Origin of the sequence: Microcoleus sp. S13C4 (assembly GCF_036700865.1) — a bacterium.
In the GTDB taxonomy this organism is placed as follows: Bacteria; Cyanobacteriota; Cyanobacteriia; order Cyanobacteriales; family Microcoleaceae; genus Microcoleus.
Window position 1 is genome coordinate 149,995 of sequence record NZ_JAUBPS010000001.1, and the last position, 23,958, is coordinate 173,952.

The following is a 23,958-nucleotide window of genomic DNA, read 5'->3' on the forward strand; positions in this document are numbered from 1 at the left end:
GTTTAAAAATAAAACCTACTAGATTTTGAGTTAAAAATATAGTAGATTTTATAAAAATATTGTTAAGTTGGTAGAGAACGTTACGAGGGATTAAGAGTAATAACTATTCTCAGTTTGCGATTGAGAGAAAAAATGATTATCCATCGTCGTTAGTCATTAACTAATTAATCCGCCGGATAAACTCTAAGGGCAAACCATCAGTATCGGCAATAAAAGCTACTTCGTAAACATTTTGCCCGATCGCCTGTTGAGTCGGTTCTAATAAAACTTTCAAAGCTTGAAACTGGTTGGGTTGGTCTTTAGCAGCTTCCTCAAAACGTTCTTTCATAGACTCCAACCAGCTAGGCAAGTCAGTTGTCGCCTGAGTTAAATCAAAAGATAAATGATAATATCCAACATAATGCTCGTCTCCGAAAGCATCCGGTGCGGGTTTTGGTTCCGGGATTTGAATCAGTTCAATGCGTCCGTTGAGACCTTCCATCCAACAGGCTAGGGTGTAACCAGTGGTAAAGCGATCGCTCACAGTAAACCCCAACTGTTCGTAAAAGGCGATCGCCCGGTGAATGTTAGCAGTGCGAATCGAGGCGTGGTGCATTCGATTTTAGATTTTAGATTTTAGATTTTAGATTTTAGAAGGGAAGTAGGAATTCCAGCTTTGGATTTGAGATTTTAGAGGGTAAATTCGTAATTCGGAATTAAAAACGGTCGCATCTTTAGCGCGAAAGCAATAGAGCCTTCTTCCCTCTTCCCTCTTCCTTCTTCCTTCTTCCCTCTTCCTTCTTCCTTCACTTATTCAAACAACCGAAAATAGGGATATCTAATCGGAACTCCAGGCTCTTTTTCCAAATCAAAGTTAATCACTTCCCAACAAGGATCTTCTTGGGGCTCGGGGCTAAAATCCACAGGCAAACCGTACAGCCTTGGCCGCGGCGATTCCGACTGGCCGCGCCAAGGCGTGCTGCGTTCCAAATAACCGCTGATTAAGTCGCGATAGCGTTGAGCGACGATCACGCGAGTTGCTCGGTAGCCTTGAGTATAGAGTCGATCGAGCGCTTCGTGAATTTCAAACCGAATCCCGTCCGGGTGGGTGTGCTGGCGATACCATTCATTCTCCCAGCGGCGCCAGTGCCGCCCAGACTGAAGGTGAACCAGTTCCCCCGTTTTTGGATCTGCCTCAAATGCCCCGTGACGCGGACACAAATAGGTATCCGTGAGCGTTAGAGCCGGAATTGTTTGGCGACAGTGGGGACACTGAATTTCCGGGCCAAACATCGGGTATTGCAAGGCAACTTCAATCATTTATTTGCGTCCCAGCATATTTTCTCTGCAAAAGTCCCAAATACTTTTATTATATCCCGTATCAAGAACCAGCTAATCTGCTAGAAGTATAACGATCGACCAACTAATGAGCAATCTCAACGAATCTCAGTCTGCACTTCCTTCCTATTGGCCCAGGCCAGATCTATCCCAAGCGGCTTTTGTCGCTGAAGGCGCTGTTGTCATCGGCAGGGTAGAGGTGGCTGCGGGCGCTAGTATCTGGTACGGGGCGGTGGTGCGGGCGGATATAGAGCGAATTGCGATCGGCTCAAGTACCAATATCCAAGATGGAGCAATTCTCCACGGCGATCCGGGAAAACCGACTGTTTTGGAAGATTTCGTGACAGTCGGACACCGAGCCGTGATTCACTCAGCTTACATTGAACGGGGCTGCCTGATCGGGATTGGGGCGATCGTCCTCGATGGAGTGAGGGTGGGAACAGGCTCTATCGTCGGTGCAGGGGCGGTTGTCACCAAGGACGTTCCCCCTCATACGCTAGTTGCGGGAGTGCCTGCCAAACGCCTGCGAGATGTCTCTGAGGAAGAAGCAGCCGAGTTGGTGGAACACGCTAAGCGTTACGAAAAGTTGGCTCTGGTTCACGCGGGAAAAGGTTCTGATTTGGAATTTGATTAGTTGATAGAATAAGGTTTTAAGCAAAAAACTATTAGTTTCCAATGGCTTACACCGCGCAAAAAATCCTAACTTTTGAAACATTCCTCGATCGATATTGTGACAACTTCCGCTACGAGCTCGCTGACGGAGAATTAGTTGACATGGAACCCACAGGCCCACACGAAACCGTCAGCGGTAAACTAGCAACTCAAATCGGCATCGCCATCGCAGCCGAAAAACTACCTTGGTTCATTCCCCGCACTTGTTTGATCCGTCCATTCTCAGATGCAGCTACTGCCCGCCGTCCCGATATTGTCGTGTTAGATGAAACTGCCCTTGTCAGCGAACCTCTTTGGGAAAGAGAACCTGTGATTACGCTGGGACGATCTATTAAATTAGTGGTAGAAGTCGTCAGCACTAACTGGGAAACAGATTACGCCCGAAAAGTTGAGGAATATGCTATTTTAGGGATTCCAGAATATTGGATAGTTGATTATCGCGGATTAGGGGGTGTGGCTTTTATCGGTAAACCAAAACAACCTACTATCACCGTTTGCCAACTGATTGACGAAGATTATACCAAGCAACAATTTCGCCTGGGTCAACCGATAATTTCTCCTCTGTTAAAAAGCTTGCAACTTCGCTTAGATGATATTCTTCCCCGATAAAGTGGGGTGTCAAACTAGATATAGGAATTACGCACGGGGAGTCAGGGTTTCGACACTTCGACGGAGTTTATTCGGATTCATCTATCATCGGTTTTTGGGCAGCGTGTCGCACAAAAATAATCTGAACTCTATCATCAACAATCGTAAACAGAATCCGATAGGCATTTCGTCCCTTGCCGTAAACAAGTTGTCGTATTTCTTCTTCAAAAAAACTATTCTCAAACGCGAAGGAACAGCGAGAAGGCATATTTTCTAGCGATAATATAGCCTTGTACAAGCCTTCTAACCAATTTCTAGCCTTCTGAGAAGAATGATTACTCAACCAAAAATAAGATTCCTCGATCGCTTTTTGCGCTGCGGGTTGGATAATGACCTGATATTTCTGATTCATCGCTAACTGTCTAGCTTATCAAACAGTTGATTGAAAAAATCCTCCGCTTTTTGCCCTTCCCCTCGATCCATTTGTGCCAAACCCAGTTTAATTCCCTTTAAAGTCTCTAATAACTCAACCGCATCTAAAAGTTTCTGATAGGATTCAGCATCCTGAATAACTAACTCTGCTTTTCCGTTGACAGTTAGAACTAAAGGATGTTTTGTTTGTTTGAGCCGCTGCACAAACTCAGTCGTATTACGTTTAAAATCGGTGAGAGAATGTATGTCTCTTGAAAGGTTAATCATAATGATAACATGAAATTCGCATCTAATTAAATGTTAAACGATACCTGCGGAGTTTGTCAATCTAAGCTTAGGTGATATTCTGCCTCGATAAAGTGGCTTGCTGCAATCTAAAATCTAAAATCTAAATCAGAAACCGCGTTTTTTGCGTAAGTCCTATATATACTATTAAGACTCTGCCGGAATTCCGCCGATCGCCCTGCCCACTAACATCTATCATGAACGATCGCACATCTACTCCAAACATCCCCCCGCACACCTGGAAACGTCCCATCGGCCTCGGTTGGGAGAATCCCTATACAGTCCGCTACGCAAGCAATCTCGACGATGGCCCCTGGCACGGAATGCCTCTGGGTGGGTTCGGCGCCGGCTGCATCGGGCGATCGTCCCGCGGCGACTTCAACCTCTGGCACATTGACGGCGGCGAGCACATTTTTCGCAGTTTGCCCGCTTGTCAGTTCAGCGTTTTTGAAGAAACTCAAGGCAAGAAACAAGCTTTCGCACTGTCCACTGAACCGCCTACCGATGGCAGTTTATCGAGTTGGAAATGGTATCCATCGGAAGGAAGAAGGAAGAAGGAAGAAGGAAGAAGGGAAGAAGAAGAAAGAAGCGGGGAAGAGTCTAATTCTTCGGGGAGTTATCATGCTTTGTATCCGCGCAGTTGGTTTGTTTACGAAAATGTCTTTCAGGCTCAATTAAGCTGCGAGCAATTTTCGCCAATTTTGCCAAACAATTATCAGGAAAGCAGTTACCCAGTTGCCATGTTTGAATGGGTAGCCCACAATCCTACAGATGCGCCGATTACTCTCAGCATTATGCTGACTTGGGAGAATATTGTCGGTTGGTTTACTAATGCCAACAAGTCGCCGAAAGTGATGGTGCGAGATGATGGTAGTCCTTTTTATGACTATCAACCCAGGTGGGGAGAAAGTGCCGGAAATTTGAATTTGTTGGTGGAAGATTTTCACCGCATCGGTTGCGTGATGACGCGGTTGACTGCTGAGGACGAACCGCAAGAGGGGGATGGACAATGGGCGATCGCAACTATTACTAATCCAGCGGTAGAAGTATTCTATCAAACTCGCTGGAACCCGGCGGGGAATGGCGACGATATTTGGCGCAACTTTTCTGCTGAAGGTTTCTTGTTGGATGACAAAGACGAGACGGCAGCAGTAGCAGGAGAACAGTTGGCTTGTGCGATCGCAGTTCGCTTTACTATTCGCCCGGGAAAAACTCGCAAAATCCCCTTTATTATAGCTTGGGATTTGCCTGTTACTGAGTTTGCATCGGGAGTTTGGTACTACCGCCGCTATACAGATTTCTTCGGTCGCAACGGCAAAAATGCTTGGCCGATTATTCGCACTGCAATGAAGCATTCCGATACTTGGCGCGAAAATATTGAAGCTTGGCAAAAACCTATTTTAGAACGGAAAGATTTGTCAGATAGTTTTAAAATGGCGCTGTTTAACGAGTTATACGCCCTGACAGACGGCGGTACTCTTTGGAGTGCGGCTGACGAACGCGATCCCAAGGGTCAATTTGCGGTTTTGGAGTGCATTGATTACCGCTGGTACGAAAGTTTGGACGTGCGGCTTTACGGTTCTTTTGCTTTGTTGATGCTGTGGCCTGATTTAGAAAAGTCGGTGGTTTTAGCCTTCGCTAGGGCAATTTCATCCGGAGACGATACGCCGAGAATTATTGGTTGGAATCAAGCTTCGGCTATTAGAAAAGCTGTCGGTGCGACGCCACACGATTTAGGTGCTCCTAACGAACATCCTTGGGAGAAAACGAATTATACTAGCTATCAAGATTGCAATTTGTGGAAGGATTTGCCTTGCGATTTTGTGTTGCAGGTTTATCGGGATTTCCTGTTGACTGGCGGCACAGATTGTGAGTTTCTGCAAGAGTGTTGGCCGGCAATTGTTGAGGCTTTGGCTTATCTGAAAACTTTTGATGAGGATGGCGACGGAATTCCGGAGAATTCGGGAGCACCGGATCAGACGTTTGATGACTGGCAAATGCGGGGGATAAGTGCATATTGCGGGGGTTTGTGGTTGGCGGCGCTGGAGGCTGCGATCGCGATCGGCGAAATCTTGGAAGATGCAGCACCGGAGATAATTCCTAATCCTCAAGAAAAGATAGCATTATATCACAGTTGGCTGCTCCAAGCCAGACCGAGCTATCAAGAAAAACTGTGGAACGGTCAATATTACCGTTTGGACAGCGAGAGTAACTCGGAAGTGGTGATGGCAGACCAATTGTGCGGTCAATTTTACGCGAAACTGTTAGGATTGCCGGATATTGTGCCGCCAGAATGTGCAGTCAGTGCTTTAGAAACTGTGTACGAATCTTGCTTTTTGAAGTTCAATGAGGGGGAGTTCGGTGCGGCAAATGGGGTGATGCTGAACGGTTCGCCGGAAAATCCCAATGCAACTCATCCTTTGGAAGTTTGGACGGGGATTAATTTTGGGTTGGCAGCTTTTTTGGTACAGATGGGAATGGAGGAGAAAGCGTTTAAATTGACGGATGCGGTGGTGAAGCAGATTTATGAAAATGGGTTGCAGTTTCGCACGCCTGAAGCTATTACGGCGGGGGGGACGTTTCGGGCGAGTCACTATTTGCGGGCGATGGCGATTTGGGGGATTTACGGGGTGTTGACCAATTTTAAATAGGGAAAAAGGTATATTAGCTGGTGAATCCGACTAAAATTTAAGCCTTCAACTCCATTTTTAGCAAGGAAAACGGTTAATTCAACTATCAATAAAATTGACCGTAAAAAATTTTAGCCTTCGAGGAAGACATTAATCTTTCATGCTCAAACTTCAGCTTGGCTAAAATTTGAGCATGAAAAAGCCCGGAGATGGGAGGGGATCGAACTCGGCTATAAAGGAGAGAGAAAAAGGGTCTTAGGCAATTGTTGACACCAATGCAGTCCCCACCTTACTTGTATATAATTTGGAGCGATAGCCAATTTCAAGATAAAATAGAAAAATGTCAAATCCCTTACTTTCCCTCAACTACGAACCCGCCATCGAATCTCTCGGTGGCGACTATTTTGATGAAGTCCCTGCTGCCGATTTTCCGCAACACATTCTCCGGTTCCGCAACGATGAATTATTGCCGAAATTGGGTTTAGACCCCGCAGAAGTAACCGACCAACATTTCATCGAAGCCTTCGGCGAATTTCACTGCGTCCGTCCTTTTCTGGCACTTCGCTATCACGGCTATCAATTCAACCAATATAACCCCAATTTAGGTGACGGTAGAGGCTTCTTATATGGCCAAGTTCGCGGGACTGACGGCAGACTTTACGACTTCGGTACTAAAGGTTCTGGCCGCACTCCGTACTCGCGGGGCGGTGACGGTAGACTCACTCTCAAAGGGGGAATTCGCGAAGTTTTAGCAGCCGAAGCTTTGCACCGGTTGGGAGTGCGGACATCTCGCTGTTTTAGTTTAGTTGAAACTGGGGATGCTTTGTGGCGAGGAGACGAACCATCTCCGACGCGATCGTCCGTAATAGTGCGTTTCAGTCATTCTCACATCCGGTTTGGAACTTTTGAAAGATTGCACTATATCCGCCGCCCGGATTTAACTAAAAAACTTTTAGATTTTGTTATTGAATATTATTATCCAGAACTGCATTTAGAAGCAAGTAATGCCGGTGTTTCGCCGCCCGAAAAATATGCGCTATTTTATGCAGATTTAGTCAAGCGAATAGCTGAATTAGTCGCTCAGTGGATCGCAGCAGGATTTTGCCAGGCCGTGCTGAATACTGATAATATGTCAATTACCGGAGAAAGTTTCGATTACGGGCCTTTCGCTTTTATCCCAACTTACAAGCCGGAATTTACAGCAGCTTATTTTGACTATTCGGGTCTTTATTGTTACGGCAATCAACCGTTGATTTGTAGGGACAATTTAGAGAAGCTCCAGGAACCGCTAGCAGCGGCGATTCCTCAAGCTGATATGGATGCGGCTTTGGCGAAGTTTGGCGATTATTATAATGCAGCTTATCGGCAGTTGATGCTAAATAGATTGGGATTTGAGGATTTGCCAGAGGCGGAGGGAGATGAGTTGTTGAAGGTGACAATTAAAATGCTGGCGGAGTCTCAAGTAGGCTATCACGATTTCTTTTTTGAACTGCGAAGACAGTTCGATCGCACTTGGCGAGAGGATGCTAGTCTAATTTTTAACGAGGCGGAACCGGCGGACTTGATAGCACCTTGGCGACAGTTTTATTATCACGTTTTGCAAAGCTTGTCGGGGGATGATATGGACAAAATGGCGGGCTGTTTGCGGAGGCACAATCCCGAACAATCGCTGTTGAGACCGACGATTGAGGCTGTTTGGGAGGCCATTGCTATTGAGGATAATTGGGAACCGTTTTATGAATTGGTTAAACGGCTTCAAGACCCCGAAAATTGATTGATAATAGCTGGCATTAATAGCGCTCCGGGGTTGGTTCACCTGCATTTTCTGTTGGTATTAAAGATTAGCGTGAACCAGCCCCAACGCAATCTGAGATCATGAAAAATTGCCACATTAAAAATCTAAGAGTGAGAAATAAGGACGAATGACTACTTGAGCTTTTCAATCTCAAATTGTGTATCTTTGTAACCGCCAGTACGCCCTTGATCTAGAAACATTTTGCCGGCTTTTTCTAAATCGCTAATCGCTCCTGCTTTGTCTCCCAAGGAGCGGCGAACCATGCCTCTACCGTAGTAAGCAGCAGCATAATTAGGACTGATGCGAATAGCTTGCACGTAATCGGCGATCGCACTATTGTAATTCTTTAACTCCTGATAAATCTTAGCCCGATTGGCGTAAGCTTCAGCATTGTTGGGATTGAACCCGATTGCTGCTGTAAAATCTGCGATCGCCCCCTGGGCGTCACCCCCGGCGCTGCGAGCTAAACCACGATTGTTAAAAGCATTAAAATCATTCGGATTTACTGTCAGCGCTTGAGTGCAATCGGCAATTGCTTTCGGATAATCCTTCAAATTTAAATAAGCAATGCAGCGATTGTTGTAAGGAACCCCATCCTCATCGCTCAGCGAAATTGCCTGAGTGCAATCGTCAATTGCCGCTTGATACGCTCCCAAATTCAACTGGGTGCTACAACGATTAGCGTAAGCATCTCCACTCTTAGGATCGATGGCAATTACCTGAGAATAATCCGCCAAAGATCCCTGATAATCTCCTAGGTAAAAGCGAGCTCTCCCCCGACTGTAAAAAGCATCAACATTCTTAGCATCAAGTTTAATTGCCTCAGTATAATCTCCAATCCCCCCCTGCAAATCGCCACTCCCAGCACGAGCCAACCCCCGCGAATGATAAGCTTTAACAAGCTTCGGCTGCAACCGAATTACTTCGGTAAAATCCTGAATAGCCATCTTGTAGTCTTGCTGTTCTAAATAAGCAACTCCTCTTTCATAATATGTATCAGCATCCTTGGGCTGGAGATTCAAAGCTTGAGTGTAATCCTCAATCGCCCCCCGCTTGTCGTTAAAATCGTGACGGGCGAGGCCGCGGTTAAAATAAGCCTGAACATATTTAGGATTGAGAGCGATAGCCTGAGAATAATCCGCAAGTGCTTCTTGATACTTTTTTAAATCATAATTAGCATTACCGCGGTGGTAAAAACTCTCAGCATTTTTAGGATTCAATTGAATTGACTTATTAAAAGCCTGCAAAGCTGCATCCGCATCTTTATTGCGAGACTTTTCTACTCCCTGTTCGTAATATTCCTTAGCTTTAATTGGATTCGGGCGGCCCCAATAACTAAACATAAATATCATAACTATCGCCGCCCCGACGCCCGCCCAAATCAGCAACCAAAATCGACTTCCCAAACGTGAATAAAAAGGAGCAGAAGAAACTAATATGGGAGAAATACTTTTCTTTTGAGCGGTATTCACCGGTTCTTGGCGGTGTCTCAACTTGCTGAGAGCTGCCAACACTTCCTCTGCCGATTGATAGCGTTTGCCAAATTGGTGACAAACCATTTTGTCAATTATATTGGCTAATCCCACAGAACATTGAGAGCGGTTTCGCCAAACAATTTCCCCCGTATGAGAAGGACTCGGATCTTGCAATTTTGGCAAATCCGTACCGGGTAAACCAGTGATAGCTTGGACTGCCATCATCCCGACTGCATAGAGGTCACTGCTAAATTGCGGGTTGCCTTGAAATTGTTCGATCGGCATATAAGCCGGAGTTCCAGTAGCAATGGTGCGCGGAAATTCTGTATCGTAGTCACTGACGTGACTCGCAACTTCTTTAACCGAACCGAAGTCAATTAAGACTAATTTGCCGTCTGGTTTGCGGCGGATTAAGTTGGAGGGATTAACATCCCGGTGAATCACTCCCTGAGAGTGTACGAAGGCGAGAAGTTGTAACACTTCTTCCAACAAATCCAGCACTCGTTCTTCCCGCCAAGGTTGACCGGCCACAATTTCCCTATTTAGGGCGTGTCCGGGCACAAACTCTTCGACGAGGTAGAATTGATTGGCTTCTTCAAAATAAGCTAGTAAAAAGGGAACTTGATCGTGTTTTCCCAGCTTTTCTAATATTTCTGCTTCTTGTTTAAATAAGCGGTAAGCGGTTTTGAGAACTGTGGAAGTGTTGCTGGGAGGGCGCAGTTGTTTGACTACACATTGAGGGTGGCCCGGCCGGCGAGTATCGACAGCTAAATAAGTTTGTCCAAAAGCTCCTGAACTGAGAATTTGCACTACGCGATAACGCCTGTCTAAAAGTTGACCAACCATGTTCATATCGGGACTTGCGAATTGGTAACGGGGAGGTGGTAATGGGGAATTGGTAACAGGGAGTTGGTAACGGGGAGTTGGTAACGGATAGTTGGTAATTTGGCCTTCTTCCTTCTTCCTTCTTCCTTCTTCCTTCTTCCTTTTTTCTTCTTTTTTTAACATCTGACTGATGATTAATAGCTTATTTAGGGTCGTTGATTTGTGCTTGTGCGTTTTGGAAACCATCGGCTCTTCCTTGTTCTAGAAAGAGGGTTGCAGCTTTCTGAAAATCCTCGATCGCCCCGGTACGGTCTTTGAGTTGGCGGCGGACGAGGCCTCGGCTGTAAAAAGCGCTAGCATTGTTGGGGTTGAGCCGCAGCGAGTGAGCGAAATCCTCAACCGCTAAAGGGTAATTTTTTAGTTCTGAGTAAATAGTACCGCGATTGCTGTAAGCTACTGCATCGCTGGGATTGAGCCGAACTGCTTGAGTAAAATCTTCTAAAGCTCCCTGTTTGTCTCCCGAAGCCGATCGAGCTAATCCTCGATTGCTGTAGGCCTTGGGATTGTTGGCGTTGAGTCCGATCGTCAAACTGCAATCTTCGCTGGCCTTTTGAAATTGTTTTAAATTCAGATAAGCAACGCAGCGGTTGTTGTAAGCTGCTTCATCTTTGGGAGCAAGGCGAATTCCTTCGGTGCAATCAGCAATCGCTTTGTCGTAGGTGGCCAAATTCAAGTAAGCGCTGCACCGATTGGTATAAGCATCCGCGAGATCTGGTTGCAATTCGATCGCCTTAGTATAATCTTCCATCGCTCCTTGATAATCTGCCAGATTAAACCGTGATCGACCACGACTGTAGTATACGCCAGCTTGTTTGGGGCTAATTTGAAGGGCTTGAGTAAAATCTGCCATTGCTCCTGTTTTGTCGCCTGCTGCCGATCGAGCTAAACCCCGATTGCTGTATGCTGTAGCATCCTTGGGACTGAGCCGAATTGCTTGAGTGTAGTCTTCAATTGCCCTGCGGTAGTCGCCCAAATCGTAGTAGGCTAAACCCCTCTGAGAGTATGCCTCACCGTCGCTGGGATTGAGTCGCACTACTTGGGTGAAATCTTCCACGGCCCCCCGCTTGTCCCCGATGTCGAGGCGGGCCATACCTCGATTGTAGAGAGCTTTGGTGTGGCTAGGATTGACTTTAATTGCTTGCGTGTAATCCTGTATTGCTTGCTCGGTTGCCCCCATGTCGTAGCGAGCGTTTGCCCGCTTGTAGAAAGTTTCCGCATCGCTGGCATTCAGGGCGATCGCTTGAGTATAATCGGCGATCGCGCCTGTTGTGTCACCTTGCTGCGCCTTGGTAACGCCGCGGGCTAACCATTCTTTTGCCCTCGCGGGACTTTGACTCTGCCACAAGTAAATTATCAGTGCCGTGAGGATTAAAGCTGCGGCTGTTGCAGCCAACAGCAGCAGTTTGGTTGGGCTTTGTCTTCGCGGTTGACTCATAGCGTCCGTGATGATTGTGGCTGGTGGCGGCTCAACCTCCAATTTTACGGCGATTTGTTTGAGGTCTGCTAAAACTTCGGCGGCCTCCTGATAGCGTTCCTCGCAGTCAGGGCGCACCATTTGATCGATAATATCTGCTAGGGCTGCCGAACAAGTTGCCCGGTTTCGCCAGGGAATTTCGTTTTTGTTGTTTTTTAAGGCACTCAGTTCGTTGGGTGAGAGTCCCGTCACGGCAAGCTGGGCGATCGTACCTAGAGCGTAGATGTCACTATTGTAACGGGGGTTGCCGCTCAATTGCTCGATCGGCACGTATAACTCCTGGGGCAGCAAATCCTGTTTTTTTGCCTCATGCCGTTTAACCGAGTTCGGGGAAGTTTGGGCCAACAAATGACAGTTAGCAAGTTCCGGGTTAATTTCTTTGTCTAAGCTAAAGTCAACCAATACAAATTTGCCGTCTGACTCGCGCCGGATCGCTCTGTCGGGTTGAATTCTGCGGTGAATGAAACCTTTCTCGTGTATGAACACCAAAATCTCTAATATTTCTGATAGCAGACCAATTACTTGATCTTCATCCCAAGGTTGACCGGGTATTAGTTCTTGACTTAAAGGTGAGCCGGCAATAAATTCTTCAATTAAGTATAAACTTTGATTTTCCTCAAAATATGCCAATAATTCGGGAATTTTGTCGTGTTTTCCCAATTTTTCAATTATTTCTGCGTTTCTTTGAAATATAACTTTGACTAATTCGGGAGTTTGCGAACTTGTGCCGGGGAGTCGCATTTCTCTAACCGTGCATTGCGGATACCCGGGACGGTGAGTATCTGCTGCTAGATAAGTTTTTCCCACCTCACTTGAGTCTGTGACTTTAATGATGCGGTAACGTCTGTCTAGAAGTTGACCAATCATGCTTTGCCCTCTACCCTGTCAATGTTCCATTATTGCATGAAATCAGAATAGCCAAAATATTTGGCTGAGTAATTTAAGTTCGATCGAGCCGTGACTCCTACGCAAAAACGGATAGTTGCTTTCCGACAGGAGTCGTTAGCCTCCCAAAATTTTAGATCCGAGTTGAAGCTCCCCGATTCATCTGTGGAGTCAATCTAAAATCTAAAATCTAAAATCTAAAATCGACTGACTGAGCAAACGGGCGATGGGATTGGCGAGCCAAGTCCAGCGCTGTAGCCACGCTCTTCTAATATCTTAGAAAAAAAATGCTGAAATTGTTTATCCTCTCAATGAAAACTGTATAATTTAACAACCGGGGCGGAGGTGGCTCAAATGAACGTACAACTCGTGGAATCCCTAATTCAAGTTCTCCTGTCTCTCGAAGCCGCCTAGCAATTAGCGATTGTAGGAAAAAGATTAAAAAATCTCCTTTGCCCTTTGACTCAGAAACTCGTGCAGCTTGCCCAAAAGGGCGGGAATTTAATTTTTGTGAATGACGAACTAGAGATTTATACTGTCGAATACCGAGAAGCAATTGCCTGATACTCAAAAACAGGAGATTGAGAGAAATTTTAAATGTGTGAACAATAAAAATGTCTGAATCATTAACAAAAGGAGGAACGATCGCAGCGATCGCCACTGCCATAGTTCCCCAACAAGGCAGCGTCGGCATTGTGCGAGTTTCCGGTTCCGCAGCCTTAAAAATTGCCGAAACTCTGTTTCGCGCCCCAGGACGGCAAATTTGGGAGTCTCACCGCATTCTTTACGGCCACATCCGCCGCCCCAAAACTCAAGAATTAGTCGATGAAGCTTTGCTGCTAATCATGAAAGCACCGCGTTCTTTTACTCGCGAAGATGTGGTGGAATTTCACTGTCACGGCGGCATTATGGCGGTGCAGCAAGTCTTGCAGTTGTGTTTGGAAAATGGGGCGAGATTGGCGCAGCCGGGAGAGTTTTCGCTGCGGGCTTTTTTGAACGGGAGGCTCGATTTAACTCAAGCTGAAAGTATCTCAGATTTGGTAGGAGCAAAATCGCCCGCTGCTGCACAAAGTGCTTTGGCTGGTTTGCAAGGAAAATTAGCGCAGCCAATTCGCCAACTGAGAACAACTTGTTTGGACGTGCTGGCAGAAATTGAGGCGAGAATTGATTTTGAGGAAGATTTGCCGCCTTTAGATGAAGGTAAAACTTCTTTGGAAATAAATCATGTTTTGGATGAATTATCAACTATTTTGGCAACGGCAGATCGTGGAGAATTGTTGAGAACTGGTTTGAAAGTAGCGATTGTTGGGCGGCCGAATGTGGGAAAATCGAGTTTGTTGAATGCGTGGAGCCGGAGCGATCGGGCGATCGTCACGGAGTTGCCCGGTACGACGCGGGACGTGGTAGAATCGCAGCTAGTTGTGGGCGGCATTCCGGTGCAGGTACTCGATACTGCGGGCATTCGAGAAACCGAAGACAAGGTAGAAAAAATTGGCGTTGAGCGATCGCGCGCAGCAGCAAAACAAGCCGATTTAGTGTTGTTGACAATTGATGCGGAATCTGGTTGGACAGAGGAAGATTCGGAAATTTACGAACAAGTAAAGCACCGCCCCCTAATTATAATTATCAACAAAATCGACCTAGTAAAAACCATCCCCCACTTACCTTTTCCCCCTGAAATTCACCGTATAGTTACCGCAGCAGCAGCCCTCGATAGAGGCATAGAAGACTTAGAAACAGCAATCTTAGATGCCGTCAGTGGGGGAGATTTGCAAGCAGCAAACTCAGATTTAGCAATCAACCAGCGGCAAGCAGCAGCCTTAACCAAAGCTAAAATTTCTCTGGAACAATGCACAGATACTATTAGCAACAAATTGCCTTTAGATTTCTGGACAATAGATTTGCGTGGGGCCATTCAAGCATTGGGGGAAGTTACGGGCGAAGAAGTTACAGAATCAGTGCTAGACAGAATATTTAGCAGGTTTTGTATTGGCAAATAGCAATAGAAAAAGAGTAAATTAAATAGGTAAGCTGTCTCGCATTTAAGTTGTGTTTTTAGGGCGGGCGGGACAGCCCACAAGAATTCCACTCTTTGTGGAACAGGCATCTTGCCTGTTCTTGAGAATGGTGTAAGATGTTAATTTCATCAAACTTGACTGTAAAATTTAGATGAACCTGGGCTTAGTGAAGCAATACTACTGACAAATAACAACTAACTTATTGTCAAGATCGAGGTCTGCCCAAACTTGTAATATAAAGCACAGCTTCACCAGCCGGAATACCTAGAACGTCATTGACGCGATCGTCAAAAAAGCCCCCGATACCGCTAACACCCAAACGCAGTTGCATAGCTGCTAAATTCAACCGCTGGCCCAAATGACCCGCGTCCATGTGCAAATAGCGGTAAACTCGATCGCCATATTTTGCTACAGCCCTGTTCAAATCCGCCGTGTGAAATAACAGCGCCCCCGCATCTCTGCCCAAGTCTTGCCCCAAACACAAAAAATGCAGTTCCCTGCGGAAATTTTTAAACCGAATTTGCCGCAATTCTTGAGCTTTCGGAGCGTAATAGTAACAGCCTTCTTCTAACCCATTTACTCCCGAAACAGCAATAAAAGTCTCGATCAAACTTAGATCGAAATAGTCTGGATAACCATCTAATCCTTGGTCAATATAGTGCTGGGGCTGGTAAGTAAAATCGAGCATAGCTAGCAGTTCGCCCAAGCTCAAAGAAGCACCTGTATAAGCACGGGTAGAACGCCTTTTGAGCATAGTGTTTTCTAAAGTTTCCAGGTTCACTCCCCAAGGAATCGAAGGAGTGACCGTCGAAACTTTAGTACAAAAGGGAAAGTTGTATTTATCCTCTAGTACCCCTTCACTTTCATCAAGTTTCCAGCCGTCTGATCCGGTAGGGTCTGATTCTAAATGCGTGGCTTTGTGGAGGTATGTTAACAGTTGACCTTCGGAAATTTGCGGGTAATCTGTGGTGGTGTTTCCGGGCAAAGCTGTTTTAAATTTAGGCAAGTTTTGGTCAATATCTAGCAAGTCGGCTAAAGCAACTACACAAATCGCTCCTTCTTGCTCCGAGTCGATGTATAGTAATTCATTGACAGCTTCGTCGGCGAATCCTCCAATCAGGTGAGGTCGGTAATCGTTGACGGCGCAAGCTAATTCGATATTGCTCAATAAATGGCCAGTGTCTAGAAAAATTCGCCGATAAGCTCGGTCTTCGTAACGCCAAGAAGAACGGAAAAAAACAGTGGTAATGGCGATCGCCAATTGGGTATTTTCTAGTGCGGGCGACTGGAAACAAGCTGCTTGCAATGCCGGCCAAACTTGACTGTCCCAAAAATGAACAAGTGAATGAGTTCTGCACTGATAGTTGTAGAGTCCGGCCGGCAACTGGGCAGTGCCACGGGAGATTAAATAAACCTCTGCTGGGTAGAGTCCACCCGCCGACGGTGCCGATCGCAAATACAGGTAACTGTCGTCTACCGTCTGCACTTTTGCCGTCAACCCGTAGCTGCACAGCAACAAGCTAGATAACCGATGCCACCAAACGGCATCGGGATCGGCATCCTCCGAGGGGTCTTTTAGATAAGGCTTGAGGTCAAAATACGCTCCAATTTTATATTCTTTGAACGGCACAGGTTGCTCTGTCCAATCTAGCTGTTTGCTTTTGGCGGCAATGGTTTCAGGGTCGTATTTTGTCCGTTCGTGGTAGTGCTCAGCAATGGAGAGAGGAAGTTCTGGCATATTTCAGTAGAGGATTGGCTTTGGTTTCTTGATCGATCTTGACATTACTAACCGCTTACTGGTCGAGCAAGGCAGAAATTTACAAATATAAAAAAAATCTTAGAAAAAATGCGACTGTTGTTACACAAGCTTAACATAATAAGAGACATAAGTATAAATACGCAGAGTAATAACCATTAATTACTGTTATGGATTGGCTGCAGTAGCTGTCGTCATGAGGAGTGAAAATGCAAAAGCTAAGCGCTGAGGAATTGCTTGCTCAGTATGCTGAGGGCCAGCGAAACTTTAACGCCGTTGACTTAAGTGAACATAACTTGTTTCAAGCAGATTTGACAGAAATAAATCTTTCTGGTAGCGTTCTGAGGCGAGCTTATTTGCCCTACGGAAATTTGACTCAAGCCAATCTTTATAAAACTGATTTGCAAGATGCTGAATTGGGCGACATTCAACTTTATCAAGCTAACTTGTCGGAAGCAACTTTATCAAGAGCAAACTTATCACGAGCAAATTTGCGTCACGCCAATTTGCAAGGTGCTAATTTGCAGAAAGCCAATTTGCAAGGTGCGGATTTGTACAATGCAGATTTGACGAATGCCGATTTGAGATATGCGGATTTGAGCCGAGCTAATTTGGAGAAAGCAAAGTTAAACAAAGCTCAATTAGCGGGCTGCAACTTATTTCGATCGCGCTTGGTTGATTTGTCGGAAGCGGAGTGCGATCGCACTACTATCGGCCCCGAAGGATATTAAGGATTTGCAGCGGTGCAGGTGGGCGATCGGCTTAAAATGTCGTGAAGCGTAGCTATCCCGTAGGAAATCGCCTTTTTTTACATTTCTTAACATCTATCGACACAGCGTAAAATGTGAGCTACAGTTGTAAAAAACTTATCGCTCCGCAACATTGACAATAAATAACACAATTTGCCACCAGCAAACCGGGTAAAATTTATGAATTCTCCCGACCAAAAAGCAAGAGAACTCCGGCACAAAGAACAAGAACTACGGAAGCGCGAACAAGAACTTCGGCTCCGCGAACTAGAAGCCGAAATCGACCGCTCAGTGCCAGAACATATAACGAGCAAGTACCAAGAACCAGACAGCCAAGTTAACGGCAAACTCAAACAGTGGCGCAGAAAAATTATAGCAGCAGCTCAATTTACAGGCATTGTCATTGCTGTTATCGTTGCAGTTCGCATAGCATCTTGGCTGGCAGCCGCGCTGATAGTGGGAGGCATTGCTTTGATAGCTTACAAAATGTTTATTGAAGAAGACAGAAGAAGTTGAAAAGCCCAAGCCTAAAAATATCAGGAAACACCCATGAACCTTAAAGTAGAAACTAGCAGCTTTCTCAACGATTTAGAGCGAGTAGCCGCCGTCCGCCGAGAAATTGCCGATCGCCTCAGCAAGATCGCGACAGCAATCAACCAATCAGAATTAGCAGGAGGAGAAGCATCGGGCAAACTCGGTTTAGAAACAGACAACGCTGACATTGATGTCGCCAGTAAAAACTTGCGCCAAGGAGTCTTTCGGCTGCTAGTGCTAGGCGACATGAAACGCGGAAAGAGCACTTTTCTCAATGCCTTAATCGGCGAAAACTTGCTGCCCAGTGATGTAAATCCCTGTACAGCTTTGCTGACGATTTTGCGCTATGGTTCAGAAAAAAAAGTTACGGTTTATTTCAATGACGGCAAAAGCCCAAAACAGCTAGATTTTAAAAGTTTTAAACAGAACTACACAATTGACCCCGCTGAGGCAAAACGCTTAGAAGAAGAAAAGAAACCAGCATTTCCAGATATCGACTGTGCCGTAGTAGAATATCCCTTACCTTTGCTAGAAAAAGGCATAGAAATAGTAGACAGTCCCGGACTGAACGATACAGAAGCCCGCAATGAATTATCTCTGGGTTACATCAATAACTGCCACGCTATTTTGTTTGTGCTCAGGGCAACTCAGCCTTGCACAATGGGTGAAAGACGCTATCTAGAAAATTACATCAAAAATCGCGGATTGAGCATTTTCTTTCTGATTAATGCTTGGGATCAGGTGCAGGAAAGTTTGATTGACCCGGATGATCCTGAAGAATTGGCAGAAGCAGAAGGGAAACTGCGGCGGGTTTTTCAAGCTAATTTGGCTGAATATTGTTTAACAGAAGGACACGATATTTACGACGAGCGAGTGTTTGCAATTACCTCAATTAAGGCGCTCAGGTTACGGATGAAAAACCCGGATGCGGATTTGGCAGGAACTGGTTTTCCCGAGTTTATGGCGGCACTGAATACGTTTTTGACCCAGGAAAGGGCTATTTCGGAATTGCGTCCGGCAAGGACTTTGGCGCGTCAAATTTCTCCTCGCGTCCGCGAAGCGGTTGGACGCCGTTTACCCTTACTCGATCGCGATATTAATGAGTTGAAGGAAAAAATTAATTCGGTTGAGCCAGAGTTTAAAAAACTGACTCATATTCGCGATGAATTTCAACAAGAAATTATCGGCGTTAGAGATAGTAAATCGCGGGCGATCGCAAATTCTTTCCGCGCCTACGTTCTTAACTTAGAAAATACCTTTGAAACAGATTTCTTACGGTATCAACCTGAACTGAGATTTCTGGATTTCTTCAGCCAAGACAAGCGAGAAGCCTTTGAAGCATCGCTCAAACGAGCATTCGAGCAGTACATCAACGACAAACTAGCAGCTTGGACTCTCACGGCTGAACAAGAGATGAATTCAGCATTTTCGCAACTCTCGCAAAGTGCGGCAAATTACGGAGCATCTTACACAAAAGTGACTGAAAAAATTACAGAAAAACTGACCGGGCAAAAAATACCAGCAGCAGTCAGCAACTCGAAGGAAGATAACTCGCCAGCTTGGGCCAAATGGGCGATGGGATTGTTCTCGTTAACGACCGGGAATCTGGCGGGCGTAGCAATGGCAGGAGCGGGTTTTGATTGGAAAAATATCCTGCTTAATTTAATTACTGTGTTGAGCGTCAGTACGATTTTTGCTAGTTTTACGGGGGTTGTTTTGGGGCCGCTGTACTTGGCTTTGTTGGGGATGGGTGTTGGGGTTTTGCAAGCAGACGGAGCTCACAAACAGTTGGTCAAAGCGGCCAAAAAAGAGCTGGTGAAATATCTCCCACAGGTGGCTCAAGAGCAGTGGCAGCCGATTCACGATGCTGTTAAAGAGTGTTTTGATGTTTACGGGCGGGAAGTGGGCGATCGCATGAATGCGGATATTAATTCTCGGAAAGCTGAGTTAGATAATTTGCTCGAACAAAAAGAATCTCGCGAGATTAATTGTCAGGCTGAATCGCAGCGGTTGAAAAAATTAGAGGCTGATGTTTCTGCAGAGTCGCAGAGTATTGAATCGCTATATCAAGCTTTCCTAGCATCCGCTTGAAATAAACAACAATATGCCACAAACCGAAATTTATCAAGACCTGACCGACAATCTCAAATCAGCACTCGGTATTCTCGAACTAGACAAAAACTCCCAACTCTATCGAGATACCACCTCAATTTGCGACTATCTCGCCAAACCAACTTTTCAAATTGCTGTCTTTGGCCCGTTTAATTACGGCAAGTCAACTTTGCTCAATGCTTTGCTGGGAAATCGTGCTTTGCCGATCGACCTAGTGCCCACTACAGGTGCTGCCATTTATGTCAACTACGGCGAGGAATTGCACGCAAAAATTACCCTGAAAGACGGCACAGAAGTTAGCGAACCGGGGACTGATGTGTTAAAACGCTATGCCATCCTTGACGACGCCAGACAAATGCGGGATGATGTGGCGGCCGTTAATGTTTACTGTCCCCATCCATTCCTGAAAACAGGTGTGGAATTGCTGGATTTGCCGGGAACAAATGATCGGGAAGAACAGGATAATTTGGTTCGGGATAAATTGCTAACGGCTGATTTAGTTGTGCAGGTTTTAGATGCTCGCAAATTGATGACTTTAGGCGAACGGGAGAACTTGAGAGATTGGTTGAGCGATCGCAACATCAACACTGTCGTCTTTGTTGCCAATTTTCTCAATCTACTCGAACCAGACGAGCAAAAACAAGTTTACAATCGGTTGTTGTTTGTTGCCGAAAGTTTTCGCTCCAATTTGCCGAACAATATCAGCAATATCTACCGCGTCGATGCTTTGCCGGCTTTGAGGGCGAGGCTGAAAGGAGATGTGGCGGCCGCCCAAACCACAGGAATTGCCACGTTTGAATCGGCTTTGCAAAGTATTGTGGCAGCTCAACAGGAACAACTAGCAGTTAAGTTGCCCAGAATTGAAGCTATAGCTACTAAAATTTGCCAATCTCTCCGAGCCAAAGCTGAAACTGTCACCGCAGAAATAGCCACAGCTCAAAAAAAGCACAAAGACAAAACTGAAATTAAACAAAAAGCCGAAAAACTGATATCAAAAGGCTTTCAAGCCAGCGTTTCCGACTTCGAGATTTGGCTTTACCAGCCCACACTTTTGCAGCGGTATCAATCGGAAATGGCGCTGTCGCTTCAGGAAGGGAGTTTTGATGCGTGGAAGCTAAAATTTCAGCGAGAGGCCTTACATCAGCAGCAAACCATCGCAGAATGGGTAAATAAAGCTTGCGAATTCTTTGAGAAAGAACAGCCGATCGCACTTTTGATTTCGTTTCCTCCATCCCCGCAAGTCAGTTTACCGGAACCGCCACCACCTCCAGCTCAAAAGTCGAACGAGGGCGAAGTGACTCCAGTGGCGATCGCAACGGGGTTAGGTTGGCTGTTGGGCGGGCCTGTGGGAGCCGCAGTAGTCGGCGGTGCTAGCTATATTTTGAATAAAAGAACTGGCTATGAAAAGCCGCCTGAATCGTCAGAAGCTTATCTAAATCAAGTAAAGGAAATTTGCAGTGAGGCTGCTAAAAACTATCTCGCTCGCTTCAGCACCGATACTTTTTCCATGCTGCAACACTACAAGGAAATCGCCGGAAAAGTTATCTGTTTTCAAGGCAGTAAAGAGCCGCTACAGACCAATATTCAGCAATATCAGATACAGTTAATCAATAATTTGTTAGAAAATATCGAATCCTCCCTTCAAATGACCAAATCTGTAATTAACCGCCAATGATGCGAACCGACATTACGGCTAGTACGAATCTTTAAAACACCAATTTATTTGCTGACTAGAAAGCGATTAATCCGAATATAAGTCAGCAGCATAAACGTCTTTCAAGTCGGTAAAAACTGAGATGTGGCACCCTTATTGCACTGGAGATATGACCCTCGCTTTGGAAGCTGTGTCGGGCTAACTTCCACACGGACTATATAACCACAAGTTACACTAGACATTGTGCAAAAGTCTATATTTGTATGTGTTTTAAACACTTTGCATTAGGGCTTTTGTATTCACGAACACAGAGAGACTGAGCAGTGATTTATTCCTTTAGACAGTTGGAGAGGTCAAGCACGTCTGATCAAGGCTACAGAAAAGATTCCTTCTAGCTCTTTAGGGTTATTTCTGTGACCTACTTTGATAGAGGTTTTTTGCATCTGTTCCTCTAATACTGTAAGTAAGTCCTAGTTATTTCTTAAAGGAGGCATTTATGAATATCAGCAGACGCAAGTTGTTAAAAGTAACTTCTGCTTCGGGTTTGGTTGCAGCAGGGCTGGCTGCTTCAGAAGGGTTGTTGAAACCCGTGTTAGCTCAAGATGAACCGACCCAAGTAGATGTTAAAAATGAAGTTGCCCAAGGTCAAACCCAAAGCGGCGAGATGAGTTACAGGACACTGGGACGCACAGGAGAGCGAGTGTCTGCAATTGGCTTGGGGGGACACCATATCGGACGGCTTCGAGAGGAGCAAGAAAGTATCAAGCTGATCCGCAGTGCGATCGACCGCGGCATCAATTTCATGGACAATTCTTGGGATTATCACAACGGACGCAGCCACCGCTGGATGGGTGCAGCCCTCAAGGATGGCTACCGGCAAAAGGTGTTTCTGATGACCAAGATTGACGGTCGCACCAAGGGCGCTGCGATGATGCAGATTGATGAATCGCTGAAGGCGTTGCAGACGGATCGCATTGACCTAATGCAGCATCACGAAATTATTCGGATGGAAGACCCCGATCGCATTTTTGCTCCCGGCGGCGCTATGGAGGCGGTAGTGGAAGCGCAGAAGGCGGGCAAGATTCGCTACATCGGGTTTACAGGACACAAAGACCCTTTGGTTCACCTGCGAGTGATGGAACTTGCCGCTCAAAACAATTTCCGTTTTGACGCGGTACAGATGCCGCTGAACGTGATGGACGCTCATTTTAGAAGTTTTGAGCAACAAGTTCTGCCGGTGCTGGTGAAGAACCAAATAGGTGTATTGGGGATGAAATCTATGGGCGACCCCTACGTCCTTAGAAGCAATACCGTAAGCCCGATCGAATGTCTCCACTATGCGATGAATCTGCCTACTTCAGTGGTGATTACGGGCATTGATAGTATGCAACTCCTCGATCAAGCGTTTGAGGCCGCTCGCACGTTTAAGCCGATGGATCAAGCACAAGTTGCAGCAATGCTGAATCGCACTCGCGAGGCGGCGACAAAAGGGCAATACGAACTGTATAAAACTACTAACCAATTTGATAGTACCGCCATGAACCCATCGTGGCTAGGATAAGTGCTTTTGTATTCATCAGCACATCTAGACTTGAGGCCGAGCAAAAGCAGCCTAATGGCGAGCACTTGGGAAATCTTCCCCAAATTTTTTCGCATTTGGCTCCGCTCGGGGCTGCCTAAAATTTAGATAAAGCACTACAAAGTTTATGAAGAACCCGTCTATACAAGTGCAAAAAATCCGAGCCATTGGGTTGACTGTGACAGATGCCGATCGCTCCCAGGATTTCTATACGAAAGCCCTCTCGTTTGAACCTGTTTCGGATATTACGGTTGAAGGGCAAAATTACAGCGATCTCGAAGGCGTTGATGGGTCAAAAATCCGCATTGTTACTTTGCAGCTTGGGGATGAAGTGATTGAGCTGATGGAGTATCTTAACGTTGAGGGAAAACCCATCCCGAAAGATTCGCAAAGTAATGATTTGTGGTTTCAACATCTGGCAATTGTGGTCAGTGACATCGATCGCGCCTATGCACACCTGTGCTCTTTTCCTATTGACCCCATCTCTACTCAACCGCAGACAATACCGCCTGAAAACAAAGAAGCTGCTGGCGTGCGAGCTTTTAAATTTAAAGACATTGACGGCCACAATTTAGAGCTAATTTGGTTTCCTCCCGACAAAGGACAAGAAAAGTGGCATCAAAAGGGCGATCGCTGCTTTTTAGGAATCGATCACAGCGCGATCGCGATTAGCAACACCCAGCAAAGTCTCAAGTTTTACCGCGACTTACTGGGAATGCAAGTTGATGGAGGCAGCCTCAACCAAGGGGAAACGCAAGTTCGCCTCGATAATTTGCCAGAAGCTAAAGTCAAAATTACCGCACTACGACCGATTCAAGGCGGTTTAGGAATTGAACTATTAGACTATCTAGTTACTCCAAAAGGCCGCCCCATACCAAGAGATTGGAAAAGTTGCGATATTGCCAATATGCAAGTGGAACTAATTGTTAACGATCTTGAGCAACTATTGGAAAAATTGCGACAAAATGGGGTTGAGTTTGTCTCGCCACGACTTGTGCATTTCTCAGATAATTCCCGTTCTCACCGCCAAAGTTGTCTGGTCAAAGATCCGAACGGACACGCAATCTTACTGACCTCCCAGCTAGCTAATTATAGCGCTTAGAATCACGACTAACACA

General features: G+C 45.8%; 18 protein-coding genes. 11 read left to right on the forward strand and 7 right to left on the reverse strand.

Annotated features, from left to right (window positions below; all coding sequences use genetic code 11):
- Nucleotides 1-160 precede the first annotated feature (160 nt).
- Nucleotides 161-595: a VOC family protein gene (locus tag QT996_RS00655; RefSeq protein ID WP_333043936.1), complete on the reverse strand. Its 435-nt coding sequence runs from the start codon at nucleotides 593-595 to the stop codon at nucleotides 161-163.
- A gap of 194 nt (nucleotides 596-789) precedes the next feature.
- A complete protein-coding gene (locus tag QT996_RS00660) occupies nucleotides 790-1,299 on the reverse strand; it encodes a TIGR02652 family protein (protein WP_333043938.1) in 510 nt (169 codons plus the stop codon).
- 106 nt (nucleotides 1,300-1,405) lie between these two features.
- Between QT996_RS00660 and QT996_RS00665 the strand changes: the two genes are divergently transcribed.
- Together QT996_RS00665 and QT996_RS00670 are read left to right on the forward strand one after the other, a co-directional pair.
- On the forward strand, nucleotides 1,406-1,951 hold the full coding sequence (locus QT996_RS00665) for a gamma carbonic anhydrase family protein (RefSeq protein ID WP_333043940.1): 546 nt from the start codon (nucleotides 1,406-1,408) through the stop codon (nucleotides 1,949-1,951).
- Between the two features lie 41 nt (nucleotides 1,952-1,992).
- A complete protein-coding gene (locus QT996_RS00670) occupies nucleotides 1,993-2,598 on the forward strand; it encodes a Uma2 family endonuclease (protein ID WP_333043942.1) in 606 nt (201 codons plus the stop codon).
- A 67-nt stretch (nucleotides 2,599-2,665) separates the two neighbouring features.
- On the opposite strand, the gene QT996_RS00675 is transcribed toward QT996_RS00670, so the two are convergent.
- The gene (locus tag QT996_RS00675; RefSeq protein ID WP_333043944.1) at nucleotides 2,666-2,989 is read right to left on the reverse strand and encodes a type II toxin-antitoxin system RelE/ParE family toxin; all 324 of its coding nucleotides are present in this window, start codon (nucleotides 2,987-2,989) and stop codon (nucleotides 2,666-2,668) included.
- A gap of 2 nt (nucleotides 2,990-2,991) precedes the next feature.
- Complete coding sequence (locus tag QT996_RS00680; RefSeq protein ID WP_172187146.1) at nucleotides 2,992-3,276, reverse strand: type II toxin-antitoxin system Phd/YefM family antitoxin; 285 nt, start codon at nucleotides 3,274-3,276, stop codon at nucleotides 2,992-2,994.
- Between the two features lie 215 nt (nucleotides 3,277-3,491).
- Here QT996_RS00680 and QT996_RS00685 point away from each other — a divergent pair, with 215 nt between their 5' ends.
- Complete coding sequence (locus QT996_RS00685; protein WP_333043947.1) at nucleotides 3,492-5,945, forward strand: GH116 family glycosyl hydrolase; 2,454 nt, start codon at nucleotides 3,492-3,494, stop codon at nucleotides 5,943-5,945.
- A gap of 319 nt (nucleotides 5,946-6,264) precedes the next feature.
- Nucleotides 6,265-7,698 carry a protein adenylyltransferase SelO family protein gene (locus QT996_RS00690; protein WP_333043948.1) on the forward strand — a complete coding sequence of 478 codons (1,434 nt, stop codon included), beginning with the start codon at nucleotides 6,265-6,267 and terminating at the stop codon, nucleotides 7,696-7,698.
- A gap of 152 nt (nucleotides 7,699-7,850) precedes the next feature.
- On the opposite strand, the gene QT996_RS00695 is transcribed toward QT996_RS00690, so the two are convergent.
- Nucleotides 7,851-10,265 carry a tetratricopeptide repeat protein gene (locus QT996_RS00695; RefSeq protein WP_333043950.1) on the reverse strand — a complete coding sequence of 805 codons (2,415 nt, stop codon included), beginning with the start codon at nucleotides 10,263-10,265 and terminating at the stop codon, nucleotides 7,851-7,853.
- Nucleotides 10,222-12,420, reverse strand: a complete 2,199-nt coding sequence (locus QT996_RS00700) for a tetratricopeptide repeat protein (protein ID WP_333043952.1) — start codon at nucleotides 12,418-12,420, stop codon at nucleotides 10,222-10,224. Before QT996_RS00700 ends, QT996_RS00695 begins: the two co-directional genes overlap by 44 nt.
- 632 nt (nucleotides 12,421-13,052) lie before the next feature.
- On the opposite strand from QT996_RS00700, the gene mnmE reads away from it, so the two are divergent.
- Nucleotides 13,053-14,438 (forward strand): tRNA uridine-5-carboxymethylaminomethyl(34) synthesis GTPase MnmE, encoded by a 1,386-nt coding sequence (gene mnmE / locus QT996_RS00705; protein ID WP_333043954.1) that lies wholly within the window; start codon nucleotides 13,053-13,055, stop codon nucleotides 14,436-14,438.
- 223 nt (nucleotides 14,439-14,661) lie between these two features.
- Here mnmE and QT996_RS00710 read toward each other — a convergent pair whose 3' ends face one another.
- Complete coding sequence (locus tag QT996_RS00710) at nucleotides 14,662-16,194, reverse strand: SagB/ThcOx family dehydrogenase (RefSeq protein WP_333043956.1); 1,533 nt, start codon at nucleotides 16,192-16,194, stop codon at nucleotides 14,662-14,664.
- Nucleotides 16,195-16,421: 227 nt separating this feature from the next.
- Between QT996_RS00710 and QT996_RS00715 the strand changes: the two genes are divergently transcribed.
- The 6 genes from QT996_RS00715 (at nucleotide 16,422) to QT996_RS00740 (ending at nucleotide 23,942) form a co-directional block, all read left to right on the forward strand.
- Nucleotides 16,422-16,943: a pentapeptide repeat-containing protein gene (locus tag QT996_RS00715; protein WP_333043958.1), complete on the forward strand. Its 522-nt coding sequence runs from the start codon at nucleotides 16,422-16,424 to the stop codon at nucleotides 16,941-16,943.
- 198 nt (nucleotides 16,944-17,141) lie between these two features.
- Nucleotides 17,142-17,477: a DMT family transporter gene (locus QT996_RS00720; protein WP_333043959.1), complete on the forward strand. Its 336-nt coding sequence runs from the start codon at nucleotides 17,142-17,144 to the stop codon at nucleotides 17,475-17,477.
- A 33-nt stretch (nucleotides 17,478-17,510) separates the two neighbouring features.
- Nucleotides 17,511-19,586 carry a dynamin family protein gene (locus QT996_RS00725; protein ID WP_333043960.1) on the forward strand — a complete coding sequence of 692 codons (2,076 nt, stop codon included), beginning with the start codon at nucleotides 17,511-17,513 and terminating at the stop codon, nucleotides 19,584-19,586.
- Between the two features lie 13 nt (nucleotides 19,587-19,599).
- Entirely contained in the window at nucleotides 19,600-21,282 is a 1,683-nt protein-coding gene (locus QT996_RS00730) for a dynamin family protein (RefSeq protein WP_333043961.1), read from the forward strand.
- A gap of 475 nt (nucleotides 21,283-21,757) precedes the next feature.
- A complete protein-coding gene (locus QT996_RS00735) occupies nucleotides 21,758-22,822 on the forward strand; it encodes an aldo/keto reductase (RefSeq protein ID WP_333043963.1) in 1,065 nt (354 codons plus the stop codon).
- Between the two features lie 145 nt (nucleotides 22,823-22,967).
- Nucleotides 22,968-23,942 carry a VOC family protein gene (locus QT996_RS00740; protein ID WP_333043964.1) on the forward strand — a complete coding sequence of 325 codons (975 nt, stop codon included), beginning with the start codon at nucleotides 22,968-22,970 and terminating at the stop codon, nucleotides 23,940-23,942.
- The last annotated feature ends 16 nt before the right edge of the window (nucleotides 23,943-23,958 follow it).

Bases quoted from the DNA above. Each gene is read 5' to 3' on its own strand.
- QT996_RS00655 (WP_333043936.1), bottom strand. From the start codon at position 595: ATGCACCACGCCTCGATTCGCACTGCTAACATTCACCGGGCGATCGCC.
- QT996_RS00660 (WP_333043938.1), bottom strand. From the start codon at position 1,299: ATGATTGAAGTTGCCTTGCAATACCCGATGTTTGGCCCGGAAATTCAG.
- QT996_RS00665 (WP_333043940.1), top strand. From the start codon at position 1,406: ATGAGCAATCTCAACGAATCTCAGTCTGCACTTCCTTCCTATTGGCCC.
- QT996_RS00670 (WP_333043942.1), top strand. From the start codon at position 1,993: ATGGCTTACACCGCGCAAAAAATCCTAACTTTTGAAACATTCCTCGAT.
- QT996_RS00675 (WP_333043944.1), bottom strand. From the start codon at position 2,989: ATGAATCAGAAATATCAGGTCATTATCCAACCCGCAGCGCAAAAAGCG.
- QT996_RS00680 (WP_172187146.1), bottom strand. From the start codon at position 3,276: ATGATTAACCTTTCAAGAGACATACATTCTCTCACCGATTTTAAACGT.
- QT996_RS00685 (WP_333043947.1), top strand. From the start codon at position 3,492: ATGAACGATCGCACATCTACTCCAAACATCCCCCCGCACACCTGGAAA.
- QT996_RS00690 (WP_333043948.1), top strand. From the start codon at position 6,265: ATGTCAAATCCCTTACTTTCCCTCAACTACGAACCCGCCATCGAATCT.
- QT996_RS00695 (WP_333043950.1), bottom strand. From the start codon at position 10,265: ATGGTTTCCAAAACGCACAAGCACAAATCAACGACCCTAAATAAGCTA.
- QT996_RS00700 (WP_333043952.1), bottom strand. From the start codon at position 12,420: ATGATTGGTCAACTTCTAGACAGACGTTACCGCATCATTAAAGTCACA.
- mnmE (WP_333043954.1), top strand. From the start codon at position 13,053: ATGTCTGAATCATTAACAAAAGGAGGAACGATCGCAGCGATCGCCACT.
- QT996_RS00710 (WP_333043956.1), bottom strand. From the start codon at position 16,194: ATGCCAGAACTTCCTCTCTCCATTGCTGAGCACTACCACGAACGGACA.
- QT996_RS00715 (WP_333043958.1), top strand. From the start codon at position 16,422: ATGCAAAAGCTAAGCGCTGAGGAATTGCTTGCTCAGTATGCTGAGGGC.
- QT996_RS00720 (WP_333043959.1), top strand. From the start codon at position 17,142: ATGAATTCTCCCGACCAAAAAGCAAGAGAACTCCGGCACAAAGAACAA.
- QT996_RS00725 (WP_333043960.1), top strand. From the start codon at position 17,511: ATGAACCTTAAAGTAGAAACTAGCAGCTTTCTCAACGATTTAGAGCGA.
- QT996_RS00730 (WP_333043961.1), top strand. From the start codon at position 19,600: ATGCCACAAACCGAAATTTATCAAGACCTGACCGACAATCTCAAATCA.
- QT996_RS00735 (WP_333043963.1), top strand. From the start codon at position 21,758: ATGAATATCAGCAGACGCAAGTTGTTAAAAGTAACTTCTGCTTCGGGT.
- QT996_RS00740 (WP_333043964.1), top strand. From the start codon at position 22,968: ATGAAGAACCCGTCTATACAAGTGCAAAAAATCCGAGCCATTGGGTTG.